Origin of the sequence: Mycoplasma sp. 'Moose RK' (assembly GCF_015708155.1) — a bacterium.
Classification (GTDB): Bacteria; Bacillota_I; Bacilli_A; order Mycoplasmatales; family Metamycoplasmataceae; genus Mesomycoplasma.
In genome coordinates this window covers 520,662-535,307 of sequence record NZ_JADDYD010000001.1, presented here as the reverse complement: position 1 = coordinate 535,307, position 14,646 = coordinate 520,662, and the positions used below count along the sequence as shown (strand labels likewise).

Sequence of the window (14,646 nt, the reverse complement as noted above, 5' to 3'; positions counted from 1 at the left end):
AATTTATCAAGAAATAATGGAAAATGTTCTTTAAAAAAAGGCGCGGAATTAATATTGCAATAGTTCTTGATGGACTTAAAAGACGAAAATAGGAAACCAAAAAAGATAAGCAAAAAACGAACAAATTCTAGTAGAATTTGTTCGTTTTTTAAAGGAGAAGGAGATCCAACAATCCATGTTGTCAAAAGATAACGCGCCTGTAAACGCACCAACTGAATTTTTTATGGAATTTTACAGCGAGAATTTATTAGTGTTTAAGATCAAAATTTCGAAAATACAACTGTTGCCTATCAGAAAATAAAATCATTTATTGAATGATATGCCAACTCAAGATTTTAAAGCGGTTTATATAAAACCTCCAAGTTTTTATGTGTGTTAATTAATTCTTCAAAATTTTTTAAAAATGAACATGTTAAAAAAGTCTGTCTTAAATTCATTGAAAAAACTAATTGTCTGAATTTTTTCTTAAGGTAAAAAAATATTAATAAAAAATAGAAATACCTTCTATTTTTTATTAATATTTCTGTTTTTTAATTAGTCTAACACTAATTTTTGCAATTATTATACCGATCTTGATTTAATTTTATTAGTAAGCTTTCGACCTAAAATTAGTGATTTTGACCAACTTTTAAAAACAAGAATAACAACTATTATTGTTCTTTTCTTTTTATCATAATTCCCATTTTACCTTAATTTCTAATTGATTTTGAAAAAAATTAGAAATTATCAACACAAACAAGAAAAAAGTTTATAATATAAGAAAGTTATGATAATTAACTTAAATGAATATATTCGAACTGTTGAAGAATTTTCCAAAGAAAGGTATTAGTTTTAAAGATATTTCACCATTACTCGCTAATGGAAAAGCTCTAAATTATGCTATTGTTGAAATGACAGCACAAGCAAAGGATGTCGACATTATTGTCGGTCCCGATGCTCGAGGTTTCCTGTTTGGTACACCAACGGCCGCTTTTCTTTCTAAACCATTTATAATGGTTCGGTAAGCTGGCAAGTTACCTGGTGAAGTTCAGGAATTTGCCTACGATCTTGAATATGGATCATCAATTTTAGAAGTTCAAGTCGATATGATCAAACTAGGCCAAAAAAGCGATCATTGATGATGTATTAGCAACTGGCGGAACCTTTCATGCAATTACAAAGATGATTGAAAATTCAGGCGCATTTGTTTCCAAAATCATCTTTTTGATTGAACTAGAGAAATCGCAAGGGAGAAAAAAATTAGCTAAATACGATGTTATTTTGTTAGTAAAAATTAACTAAATAACATTCAATTTTGATTAAGTTTCTTTAATAAAAAAGTTTTTAGCTAATTTGCTAAAACTTTTTTATTAAAAGCAAACAATATATTAATAATTTTATTTTAACTATAAAATATTAATATTAAAAAAATTAAATAGGGAGCAAAGATGAAAAACTTAAAATCAAACGAAGAAATTCTTACAAATTTCTTTAAAATACTTGATGAGGTCTCACAAAATGAACTCAACAGCGAACAAAAACAAATTTGTAAACAAATTTTAGAATTTTCAGCAGAAAAAAATTTGGATTTACAATCAATTTTTGGCTTTTTACTCCAACGTGTTAAAGTTGGTTTTACTTTTGATGAAACGCCAATTGCTGATTCAAAAACAATTGCAATTTTGGAAAAAGATGAAAATTTTTCATTTGAAAATGAAAATAATTTTCCCAAAAATCATCTAATTATTGGCGAAAATTATGATGCTCTAAAAAATCTTTTAGCAATAGAGAGAGAGAGAGAGAGAGAGAAGATAGCGACAAAAATGCAATAAAATACGACATAATCTACATTGATCCACCTTATAATACAGAGGCTAGTTTTAGTGATGGAAATTTTATTTCAAGCGAAATTTTGCCAAAAAAATTCATTTACCGTGATAAATTTAGCCGTAATGGCTGACTTAATCTTTTAAATGAAAGACTAAAATTAGCCAAAAATCTTTTAAAAGATGATGGAATAATTTTTGTCTCAATTGATGATAATGAGCAAGCCTACCTAAAAGTTTTAATGGATGAAATTTTTGGGGAGGAAAATTTTGTTTCAACTTTCTCAATTATTTCTAATTCTTCTGGTCGTCAAGTAAATACAAATATTGCAATATGTCATGAATATTTGTTAGTATATAAAACTGAAAAATTTGTTTTTGAAAAGATTGAAAAAAATTATGCTAATGAATTTATGCCGGTTGTATATCCCAAAAGAAAAGCCAAATCCATTCAAGAGACACAGCCAAATTATAAAAAAAATGTTGAATATGATTCTGAAATTAATCAAGATCAAGAAAAAGACAACTATATTCTTCAAAATTATCTTGAGAATTCAAATGGTGAGTTCAATTCTTCAAATCGACCAAATTTATTTTATCCAATTTATGTAAAAAAAATAGAAAAACCACATAAAAACAGTAACCTTTGAGATATAAGAGTTGAAAAACCTGATAATGAATTAAATTTTGTCGAAATTTGACCTAGAAAAAATGGCAAAAATGTTCAATTAGTATGACGTTGAGAAAAAAATACCGTAAAAAAACAAGCAGACGATCTGGTTATTATCGAACCTAAAGATGGATCGAATAAAAATTATCGTATACAAGTTAAAAAATTTGACCAATCATACACTCTAAAATCATTTATTTTAGGTAAAAAATTTGGAAATAAAACAGCGACAAATGAATTTAATAAAATTTTTAGCGATTCAACCGAAAAAGTTTTTAATTTCCCCAAACCAGTCGAATTAATTAAATTTTTAATTAATTTACACCCAAACAAAAATGCAAAAGTTTTAGACTTTTTTGCCGGAAGTGGCACAACTGGACAAGCAGTTTTAGAGTTAAACAAACAAGATGGCGGTAATCGCAATTTTGTTTTAGTAACAAATAATGAAAATCAAATTGGTGAAAAAATTACTTTTGAACGACTTTATCGAATAAATTTTGGTCAAAAAAGCCCACAAAATCTTGATAAAGACAAAGAAATTGACTGAACCAAAAATAATAAGCCTTTTAAATCAAATTTAAATACTTATAGAATAAATTATTATGATGTTTCTGTTTTTGGCGATGATAAAATCTTAATCGATTTAGCTAAAAAATTTAAAAAAATGCTATTTGATTTTGATATAATTCAAAAAAATAAAGATTTTAGTTATGAAATTGAAATTATTAGAGCGCTAAAATCATTAAAGCCGCAAAGGGAAATCGATGAATAAAAATAAATCAAACGAAGAAATTCTTACAAATTTCTTTAAAATACTTGATGAGGTCTCACAAAATGAACTCAACAGCGAACAAAAACAAATTTGTAAACAAATTTTAGAATTTTCAGCAGAAAAAAATTTGGATTTACAATCAATTTTTGGCTTTTTACTCCAACGTGTTAAAGTTGGTTTTACTTTTGATGAAACGCCAATTGCTGATTCAAAAACAATTGCAATTTTGGAAAAAGATGAAAATTTTTCATTTGAAAATGAAAATAATTTTCCCAAAAATCATCTAATTATTGGCGAAAATTATGATGCTCTAAAAAATCTTTTAGCAATAGAGAGAGAGAGAGAGAGAGAGAAGATAGCGACAAAAATGCAATAAAATACGACATAATCTACATTGATCCACCTTATAATACAGAGGCTAGTTTTAGTGATGGAAATTTTATTTCAAGCGAAATTTTGCCAAAAAAATTCATTTACCGTGATAAATTTAGCCGTAATGGCTGACTTAATCTTTTAAATGAAAGACTAAAATTAGCCAAAAATCTTTTAAAAGATGATGGAATAATTTTTGTCTCAATTGATGATAATGAGCAAGCCTACTTAAAAGTTTTAATGGATGAAATTTTTGGGGAGGAAAATTTTGTTGCGAATTTAATATGAATCAAGAAAAATAGCCCTAGCGGCAATACTACAAAGCAAAATTCTATTGATATTTATAGCGAATACATTCTTTTGTATTGTAAAAATATCAGTAAATGTGATTTTAACTACAAAATTTATACAGATGAAGAACGAAAAGATTTTAAATTTAAGGATGAATTTTTTGAAAAACGTGGCCATTATAAGTTAACAGAACTTTTTCGTACTTCATCATCACAAAATTTTCAATATATAAAATCACTTGATTATGAAATTGAAGCTCCTGATGGGACAAAATTTATTGACTATCGAAATATTTTAAGTCCAAAAACCGGGTGCTATACTTGAAACCTTGAAACTTTCCAAAAAGGAAAACAATTAGGATTTATTGTGATTAAACAAGAAATTGACAAAGTTAGAAGTATAAAATATTGAAAAGCATACCGTAAGCAATATGAAAAAGTTAGTTTTAATCCTAAAGCAAAAAACGATGATGAATTAATTAAATTTAGACTAGCAGGAATAAGGTTTGGCAACATAATTGAAGTTATTATAGAAGAAGATTTTAGTAATAAAAATGATGAATCTAAAAATAACAAAAAGAAAACAAAAACAAGAAGCATAATAACAAGTTTAGGAAAAAAGGATTTAGTTTCAATTCTAGGTGATAAAAATTTATTTTCCTACCCCAAACCAGTCGAATTAATTAAATTTTTAATTAATTTACACCCAAACAAAAATGCAAAAGTTTTAGACTTTTTTGCCGGAAGTGGCACAACCGGACAAGCAGTTTTAGAGTTAAACAAACAAGATGGCGGTAATCGCAATTTTGTTTTAGTAACAAATAATGAAAATCAAATTGGTGAAAAAATTACTTTTGAACGACTTTATCGAATAAATTTTGGTCAAAAAAGCCCACAAAATCTTGATAAAGACAAAGAAATTGACTGAACCAAAAATAATAAGCCTTTTAAATCAAATTTAAATACTTATAGAATAAATTATTATGATGTTTCTGTTTTTGGCGATGATAAAATCTTAATCGATTTAGCTAAAAAATTTAAAAAAATGCTATTTGATTTTGATATAATTCAAAAAAATAAAGATTTTAGTTATGAAATTGAAATTATTAGAGCGCTAAAATCATTAAAGCCGCAAAAATAAATTAAAAGTTAGGAAAACAACAAAATGAAAGCAAGTAAGTCCCAAAAAGATGCAATTGAATATTTATTTAATGAAGCAAAAAAACATTTAAGCAATAATTCAATGGAAAACTCATTAAATTTTGTTAATTTAAAGGCACCAACAGGTTCGGGAAAAACTTTCATAATTTTTGAATTCATCAAGCAATTACGCCAAAATTTTCTTAATAATGCAAATATAAAATTAGTTTTTGTCGTTTGTACCGTTTCAACTTCTGATTTACCTGGACAAATTTATAGAAAATTTAACGAATACAAGGAGCATGATAATGAAATTGAAATTGAACATATCCAAAGTCCGTCAGTTCAGAGTAGTGGCCGAAAAATTAATGAACAAGATTTTACAATCAAGGTTAAGCGCAACAAAATTTACATTTTAGGGGGTGCTAGTTTTCGAAAAAATACAATAATGAAAGAACAAAACGTTTTTGAAAGCTTCAAAAACCAAATTAAGCTACAAAATTATCAGCTAATTTATATACGTGATGAAGCTCATATTGGTGATATTGAAACCAAAAATAATAAAGATTTTAAGAATTTTGAAGAGGAAATTCAAAGGGCTGCAACTTTCATTGTAAAAACAACAGCAACACCTGATAATTTTAGCAAAATTTATGAAATAACCGAGGATGACTTAAAAAATGATAACCCACTTTTAATTAAAACATCGCGAGAATTCAATGCAGGTTTTGATGAAAAGCAAATTGTTGATAGCAAAATTATTCTAAAAACTGCTTGTCAGAAATTCAAGGAAATTAAAAAGCAGTATAAGGAAAACCCATACTTAAGTCTAATTTATCCAGCAATGTTAATTCAAGTTCGAAACGAAAACAAAGAAGAATCAGAAAAATTTCATGAAGATATCAACAATTTTATTGAAATTATCAAAAACGAAGGTCTAAATTACTTCAAGTATTTTGGTGAAAATGATACTGAATCAAATTTAAAAGGTGCTAAAAATTGAAAATTAGAGGATGTATCAAAAAATTTATCGCCTGTTGATGTCATTATTTTTAAAGTTGGACCTGCAACCGGGTGGGACATACCGCGTGCTTGCATGCTAGTACAATTACGCGAAGTTAGCTCGCCAAATTTAACAATCCAAACTCTTGGCCGCATTAAAAGAAATCCAAATCCTTTATTAATCAATAATTGAAGAAACAATCGTGATCATATTGGTTTAAAATTTTTTATTTATAGTAGCAATCTTGATAAAAAAATTGATGATTATCATTCAAAAATTTATACTCTAAAAAAGGAAAACAAATCTTTAAAAATTATTGTTGGTGAACATGAATTCCCAAAAGGCTTTGACAAAAATACTTCATTAATTAATAATCCAACTTTTTTGGAACAATATAAGCCTGAGGTTTTTAAAATTTTAGCCGATTTTATTAATTGTGATTATGAGCAATATGAGGAAAATAAACCTCAAAGCCAAAATATAATTGAAATTTTAACAACAAAAAATCTTCATTTTTTTTACAAAAAAGAAATAAATAATCAATCATATTCATTAAATAAAAAAATCTATGAATCTAGTCAAATTTATAAAAATTTTCTTGAAAAAATTGATGAATGAAATGAAAGAAAAAACCATTATATTTCCGGTTTTTTAAAAACCTACGGTGAAACACAAAAGCAAGCCGAATATGAAATTTATAATATTGTTGAACTAAGTGAAATTGTCATTGATTTAAAAAATAAATATCAAAAATATTTTAATTCCTTTTTAATAAATACAATTGAAAGTAGTTTTTATAACATGATTGTTTCCAAATTTAGTGTTAATAATAAAGGAATTAAGCCTTTTAAAATTAGTTTAAATATGTTTTGATTTTTGTTTTTGGAACAAAAAATATTTGAAATTAAAAAAATTTTTAATAAAACATTAGAGAAAATAAAAAATGAAAAATTTACTTACAAAATTAATAAAGTTAACCTACCACAAGAACAAATTTTTAAATTTTATGTGCAAAACGGAAAGGATAGTAGCATTCTAAATAATAAACACGCAGAAATTGATGACTTTTTTACACATGAATCAGCGTGTAAAAATCAGAAAATAATTAAAGAGTCTAGCAAACAATCTAATAAAGATTTAATTCCTCTTGATTCTGATACCGAGATAGAATTTTTTCAAATTCTAAAAAAATATAATAAGAAAAATCAAGAAAAATCAAGAAAAAATATGGCAGAAATTTTTTGAACTAAAGCCAAAGTTGATGTCGAAAACCCTTCACTTAATTACATTGATAACGAAGGAATGTTAAAAAAAATTTATCCCGATTTTATCATTGGTAAAAGGGATGAAAGTAATGATTTAAAAGTTAGTCACCAATTTTTTATTGAAATTAAAAATAGTCAAAGTGACATAAACCCACAAAAAACTGAAGTAATATTAGATTCATTTCTTGATTTTTTTCTTGGCTACCGCAATTATCAACAAAAAACTATTAATAGCCCACATATTACTGCGATGGTTTGTTATATTGATACCATCACTAAAAAGGAAGATTTAGAATGTTATGGTTATAGCACAATTGAATCCTTAAATAAAAAAATTTCACAAAAATCAATTAGCGAAATTGATAGATGTGCCACTAATGTATCAAATTCTTATGAGAAATGTAAATTAAGGCGATTAGCTGAAAACAGCAAAAATAGTCAAGAAAACCGCTCAAAACATTTTATTAAATTAAACGAAATAATGGATTCAATTTATGAATCTTAACATAAATATAATTGAAAAAATCTTCTAATTCCCGAAATTTTTGCAATTTACCATTCGAATTAACTTATGTTTTTTTTTTAAAAAAAAAAAAAAATTAGTCAGTTTTGATTATTTTTATTTTTAACTTGAATTTTGAAATGGGCAAAATTAAGGTCTAAAGTGCCGGTTTGTTCAATTGAAACATTTGAAGCTACTTCTCAAATTACAAATATTTTGTTAAACTTTTTTCTACTAATTTAATCTAAATTTTAAGATTTTATTGGTATAATTTTAGTGAAATGATTTTGCCAAATTTTTTGTAAAATTTATAATAAAAAGTAAAAAAATTTTTATAATTTCAAAAATATGGTATAATATTCTTGTTGTTGTTCAATGACAAAAAACGGCACCATAGCCAAATGGTAAGGCATGGGTCTGCAACACCCTGATTTACCGGTTCGAGTCCGGTTGGTGCCTCCAAATCTTTCCATGCGCCCGTAGCTCAATCGGACAGAGTGTTTGGTTACGGCCCAAAAGGTTGAGGGTTCGACTCCTTCCGGGCGCGCCAAGAAAATATTGTATGTGTTCTTTATTTTATATTGACCTTTTGTTTTCAATCACCATTAATAATAAAAAACAAAAACAATTAAAAAATAAAATGTGAGTCTAAAAAATCCCAAATATATTTGGGATTTTTTTTATCAAAAAAAAAAAAAAAATGTTTTTGATAAAAATTGTTATAATTATTTGATTATTTTTTGTTTTATTTATTCTTCTATATTAGTTGCATTAGTTGCTTGTTGTTCTTAAAAAAAGAATATTAAAAGGGGGTTGAACATTGAAAAACTCCAGAAAACCAGTATTTTCTAATGCCTTCAAGCTTTTATTCGGCATCACAACTCTTGCTGCGACCGCAGTTACTGCAGCAGCAATTTCTTTGAAAAACAGGCGTAATTTGCAAAAAAACAGTACAATTGTTAATTATTCAATTGCGGAAAATCAACCAATTTTGAAAGAAATTAACTATTTGGCGCTTGGTGATTCAATTTCTGCTGGCTTCAATTGAGATTATAGTTTTGATTTTCGCGGTTTTCTTGATGATAATTCTCAAGTCAAAGGCCTTTCTTATCCTGCATTTTTTGCAGATTTTGTGCAAAAAATTAAGCCTGGAGCTTTAAAATCCTTTGATAATTTGGCGCTTTCTTGAACAACAATTGCCGATTGACTTTATTTGCTTGAACCCACAAATCCGCAGTTCAAAAATTTTAGCAAAGGGCACTTAAATTTTAGTCATCAACTTGATAAATTGACAAATTCACCCTATGGAAAGCAAATTAGCGAGGTTTTCGGGGATTTTTCCGGTGAAAATTTTCCACTCTTGCGTGCAAAAATTGCCAAAGCAAACTTGCTAACAATTTCGCTGGGCGCAAATGACTTGATGTCAGCGTTGGATTTTGGCGCACTTTTTTTACCAGGGCAAAATATTGCCACAAAAAATGAGGCTAAATTTCAATTTTTGCAAAAAATTGAAACTGCTTTTTTGCAAATTGAACGCAATTTGCAAACTTTAGTTACAAAAATTCGTCAAATTAACAAAAATTTGAAAATTGTTTTCCTTGGTTACAATACTTTGTCTTCAATTTCGATCAAATTTTTGGAAAAAATGTTTGAAAATGAACTTGGTTTGGAGGAAAATTATGCCGGTTCACTAATCAAAAGGCTTAACAAATTGCTTCAAAGGCTAGCAAAAAACGGCAAATTCAATTTTGTCGACCTTTTTAACGATAAACTTTGACAAGAAAAATCAAATAATTTTGCAAAAAACGAGTTTGACATTCATCCTTCGCCAAAAGGTTACAAAAAAATGGCGCAAGATCTAATTTTTAAACTTGCACTTAAGAAAGATCCTGACTTTGAAAGTGAAATTTCCGAAAAACTTACCTGAAATAAGGAATATTTGCAAAAAGATGAGAATTCTTATCAGCGAATTTTGGACCTTGGCACAAACGAGGAAATTTTAAAAAAGCTCACGATCAATGACTCAATTTCTGATTTTGTGTCACAAGATTCAGAAATTGAAAAAATTAGCATTGCCGGAATTTCGCCAAATTCCGGACCACAAGTCGCGATTTTGGCCGCGGTTGGTGATGGTGTTAATTTTGGCGTGATTTTACAACGTTTTTTGCAATCAAATTCACAAATTAAGTCTCATTTTGCTGATTTATTAGGTGATTTTTTTGCAAAACTTGGAAAAAATAATACTTCCTTTTTTCAAGTTTTGCAAAAAATTCTTCAAAGTAATTTTTTCCTTGATATTATCGAAAAATTGCAAAATTATATCAAAGATGTTGTAACTAAAGAGGAATGAAAAAAGGCAACTTTTTCTAGTTTAATTAATTTTATTTTTAGTAATTTTAACGAAAAAAACTTGGTTTCACTTTTCAAGGAAACAATAAATTCTGATTTTGTTAGCCAAAATCAGATCAAAATTAAGGAACTAATTTTTGCTGCTATTTTTGGCGAAAATTCAATTCAGAACCTTTTGATCAATGAATTTATCAAAATTTCGCCTGAATATCAGGATGATTTGAAGGTTATTTTCAAATTTGACTCGGTGCGACAGCTTTTTACAAAAGTAATTAATGAATTTATAATTAACTCAGCGGATTATTTGCCTGCTAAAAGCTTTCAGGACATTATCAGAATTTTTCTTTCAAACTCCGAAAATTACCAAAATATTGTCAAATTTGCCAAGGATTTTAGTTCGGAAACACTTAAGCATCCTGAATCAGTACAACTTTTGGTCAAAATTATCAATCAATATTTTAGTTTTGGCATAAAGAAAGAGGAACAAAAAGTGATTGGCAATCTATTTTTGTCAATTGGTGACATTGTGATTCGCACTGAAACTTGGAATAAATTAACTAAAAATGTTGCCGAAAATTTCCTAAATGCAATCAAAAAAACTGACTTTAGCACAACAACTGAAAAGGTTTCTGAAATTTTTACAAAAAAAATCGAGGAATCCTACACTGATTTTTTCAAGAAACCTAGTCATATTTTGACACTTTTGCAAGAAATTTTGCGCTTTGATTTAAACAAAAATCAAATTAATTCAATTAAAAATTTAGCCAAAAAATTTTATCCTCTGGTTGCAAAAATCAGACTCGAGGATTTTATCAGTCCAACCAAACCTAATTACGGTAGTTTTTTGATATTTTTTGACTCGATCAAAGATTTTTTGAGTACTAATTCCTTTCGTGTTCTTGATGATTTGGTCATGGCTGCAATTGAAGATTTTTTGGTTGAAAACAAGCATTTGTACCAACAAGTTGACTCATTAAATCGCTTTGGTTTCAACTTCGCAGCTAATAATTTAGCAAAATTAAGGGAAAAGGTTTATGATTTTTTGGCAAAAAACGTCAAATCAGAAAAATTTTTAGAATCAATCTCTAATTCGTTTGGTAAGTTACTTGATTCACATGGTCTAAGTCAACAATCAATTGATACTTTTGTCAAACTTATAAAGTTAATTTTTCAAGATTTTGTTGAAAAATATGAAGTTCAAAAAGGAAAACAGACAGTTTTTTCTGGTAATCTAATTTTTGACTTTGTTGAATCGGTGATTAAAAATTTTGCTAGATTTACCAAGGAAAATTCTGAAAAATACAATCAGCTAAAAAGTAAACTTGAAGCTGCTAAAAAAGCAAAAAATCAAACTGAAATTGATGCAATTTCTACAGAAATTGCTACAGTTGATGCAGAACTTAATCTTAGTAATTTTTTAAATTTTTTTCTTGAAAACTTCCTTACCACAAAGCAAATTTTTGAATTAATGAGAGGTTTAGCTGATCTTAAGATTGAACCAATAGTCACTGTCAATGATCTTGTTTTGTTTTTTAAAGAATTGTTGGGTAAGGATTTTTTAGAAAAACAATTAGTGAACAAACTGGCAGAAAGCACTATTTTTGGACAAGAAAAAGTTAAAAATTCACTTTTTCGCCTTCTTGAAAATTTTTTTGAATCAAGTGTTGTTGAAGAATTATTAGCAAAATTTATCAACTATATTTTTGACAAGAAAAACTTTGAAAAAGCAACTGATTTTACCACCTTTGGAAATAATTTTCTTAATGAAAACAAGGCTTTAATTGAGAAAATTTTCAGTCTTTTTCTTGGCGATTCAGCCACTTGAATTTCACTAAGAGAGTTTTTGTTAAACCTTCTTGAAGCGAATAAAATCAATCTTTCTTCGGAAAACAAGGAAATAATTCTTACCTTAATTAGAGACATTTTTACAAAATTACGAAATGCAACTATCGCCACAAATCAGGGTCAAAAAACTGATGCGCCGTTGATTATGCAGTCAGTTTTGAAAATCATTACAGATTCAATTACGCCAAATTCAACTTCCAAAAAGTCAATTTACGAAACTCTGATTGATAATTTAAGCGTTGATATTGCGAACCTTTATTATGGTGATAAGGGAAATTCTGAAAATAAGGGTGCAAATACCCAAAATATTGGTAAGCTTTTTGCAGCAATTGCACAAACTGAAGCTGTCAAAACTCAAATTGACACTGGTTTATCTAAGTTGCCGCAGGAATATTCGCAGGATTTAAAACCAATTGTTGATGCTTTTTTGAAAAGTGAAGCACTTGAACAACTAGTTAATTCTTATTTTTCCTTGCTTGCAAAAGCAAAAATTCACCAAGCAATTGATAGCGTTTCACTAATTAAAACACTTTTTGAAAAGCAATATTTTACAAAAATTGTGGGCGATTTTATTCTTGAAGTTGGAAAAATCCCTGATTTAGAAAAAAATTTTGCTAGTTTATTTGGTAAAATTTTCAAAACAAAATTTGAAACAAAAGAAATTCAATCTTTATTTGAATTAATTAAAGAAATAATTACTGATAATCTTACAAATTTTTACAAGAATGAACCTGAGGATTTGTCAAAAATCATTGCGATTCCCGTCAATGTTGGAGCGACTGAAGCCATAACTTTAGTAGAAAAAAAACCAAATTATACAAAAGAAAACGCTTTAATTAGTAAATTTGTAAAAATCATTGGTAAGCTGATTAGTTCAGGTTTTTCAAGCGAATCAGTTAGTGAAATTCTTGAAAAAGAGCTTGGAAATGAGGAATTTATTGTCTCACTTTTCAAGCAAATTGGTCAAATTTTTGATAAACTTGACCATTCTGAAAAATCCGGTTTATGAATCCTAATTGATAAGATTTTTAAATCTGAATCACTAATCGCTAAAATTAAGCAACTAAATTTTGGGAAAATTAGTGAATTTTCACTATTTAAAAATCTTAATGAGATTGATAAAAGCAGAATTGACTTACAACTTAAAGATTTACTAACCAAATTTTTAAGTTTACCAGCAAACAAAGTCTTGATAATTCGTTTTTTTGAATCAATTAATCAAAACAGTGAAAAGTTTACTAGTATCAAGACTTTTTCTGGAATTCTCAAAACATTTTTGGAGACTAATTCTTCTAATACTACAAATTCTGACCAAAATCACAACAATTCCAATTTTATTAAATCATATTTGTGATACTTACTTGATTTTTTATTAAAAGACAAAAATTTTAGTGAAATTATTGCAAAAGTAATTGCTTCTTACTTAAAATTAAATTTAGAGAAGATAGATAAAGTTTCTAATCCAACTGAAGTAATCACAAAATTTTTGAAGGAATTTATTAGTCTTGGATTCGAAAATCCCTTGGTTTCAACAATTTTAGACCAAGTTGTGAATGCGCTAAAAACAGCAAGTTTTGACAACAACTTTTTTACTGAAATTTTCAATAAAATTAACCTAGAAAATATTTTAAATCTTGATTTAGTTATAAAATTGGAACCTTTGGTTGACTCAAACGCTAAAAAAAATGAGGAAACTGCACAAAATTTTAGTGTGGATACACGCAATCTTGAAGTTCCAAAAAACAATAAAATTTCAATCGCTGCGTTTGCTGATTTTTTTGACTTAGTTTTTTTAGTTTCACCAAAATGAGATAAAAATAAAACTAGAGAAATGTCACCAATTTTAGAAAAACTAAATAACATTCATTACACGGGGATTTCGTTTTCTGATTTATTTAGTTCAGGCAAAAAGGATCCACAATTAGAGGCTATTTCAAAATTATTTTTCAAAATTTATAATTCAGAACCCACTAATAAAATCACCAAGGATAACTTTAAAACAACTGCAAAAGGGCGAGTTTTGTATCGTTTTTTGTTAATTTTACTATTTTTTGCATATGAATCTCGAGTAAAACACAGTTTTTTACGAGGAACAGCATTTTACAATAATTCATTTCTTAAATCTTCATCAGCGTCTGAAATTATTTTTACAGCTTTAAAAAATGCGAAAACTTCCAGTGATTCAAACGATAATTATGCAAAATTTATCGATGAATTAAAAGGTAATCCAATTAAATCTGAAAGGTGGTGAGGAACCAATTGATACGACAATAATGATGTTAAACTTGATGACATGCTCACAATGATTTATTACAATGAAAATGATAATCGTTTTTTTAAGGAAACTAATCAACAAAAATTACGTGATCAAATTCTTGAACAAATCAGAGATGGAACGTATCCTGAAAATTATGAAAAACCAAAATAAAAATCCATCGATAAAGCTAAAACGCAAAAATTCTCTTTGTTTTTACAGCATTTACTTATTCAAACTCAAAATAAAATTACATAATCAAGGCCAATTTTAAAATAAAAGCACAAGTTTATTCCAAAAGGGAAAAAATTTGGTAAAATTATAGTGATTTTTGCTTAAAAGTATAAGCAAGATCCTTATAGAAATTTTATTTTAACAA

General features: G+C 27.5%; 7 protein-coding genes and 2 tRNA genes. All 9 read left to right on the top strand.

Translation table 4 applies throughout. The features are described from left to right. The first annotated feature begins 782 nt into the window (after positions 1-782). The 9 genes from IM807_RS04460 (at position 783) to IM807_RS04285 (ending at position 14,441) form a co-directional block, all read left to right on the top strand. Positions 783-1,004 (top strand): hypothetical protein, encoded by a 222-nt coding sequence (locus IM807_RS04460; RefSeq protein WP_374958958.1) that lies wholly within the window; start codon positions 783-785, stop codon positions 1,002-1,004. A gap of 423 nt (positions 1,005-1,427) precedes the next feature. Beyond that, on the top strand, positions 1,428-1,811 hold the full coding sequence (locus IM807_RS03750; protein WP_230861165.1) for a type III restriction endonuclease subunit M: 384 nt from the start codon (positions 1,428-1,430) through the stop codon (positions 1,809-1,811). Next, a complete protein-coding gene (locus IM807_RS03745) occupies positions 1,736-3,247 on the top strand; it encodes a site-specific DNA-methyltransferase (RefSeq protein WP_308699302.1) in 1,512 nt (503 codons plus the stop codon). The genes IM807_RS03750 and IM807_RS03745 overlap by 76 nt, the downstream gene beginning before the upstream one ends. Continuing rightward, positions 3,240-3,623 (top strand): type III restriction endonuclease subunit M, encoded by a 384-nt coding sequence (locus IM807_RS01950; protein WP_196362881.1) that lies wholly within the window; start codon positions 3,240-3,242, stop codon positions 3,621-3,623. The genes IM807_RS03745 and IM807_RS01950 overlap by 8 nt, the downstream gene beginning before the upstream one ends. After that, on the top strand, positions 3,548-5,050 hold the full coding sequence (locus IM807_RS01945; RefSeq protein WP_374958964.1) for a site-specific DNA-methyltransferase: 1,503 nt from the start codon (positions 3,548-3,550) through the stop codon (positions 5,048-5,050). The genes IM807_RS01950 and IM807_RS01945 overlap by 76 nt, the downstream gene beginning before the upstream one ends. A 24-nt stretch (positions 5,051-5,074) precedes the next feature. Continuing rightward, positions 5,075-7,822, top strand: coding sequence for a DEAD/DEAH box helicase family protein (locus IM807_RS04290; protein ID WP_196362880.1), 2,748 nt, complete (start codon positions 5,075-5,077; stop codon positions 7,820-7,822). Positions 7,823-8,206: 384 nt separating this feature from the next. After that, a tRNA-Cys gene (locus IM807_RS01935) sits at positions 8,207-8,281 on the top strand. 11 nt (positions 8,282-8,292) lie between these two features. Continuing rightward, positions 8,293-8,369: transfer RNA gene (locus IM807_RS01930), tRNA-Arg, on the top strand. Positions 8,370-8,639: 270 nt separating this feature from the next. Further along, on the top strand, positions 8,640-14,441 hold the full coding sequence (locus tag IM807_RS04285) for an SGNH/GDSL hydrolase family protein (RefSeq protein WP_196362879.1): 5,802 nt from the start codon (positions 8,640-8,642) through the stop codon (positions 14,439-14,441). Positions 14,442-14,646 lie beyond the last annotated feature (205 nt).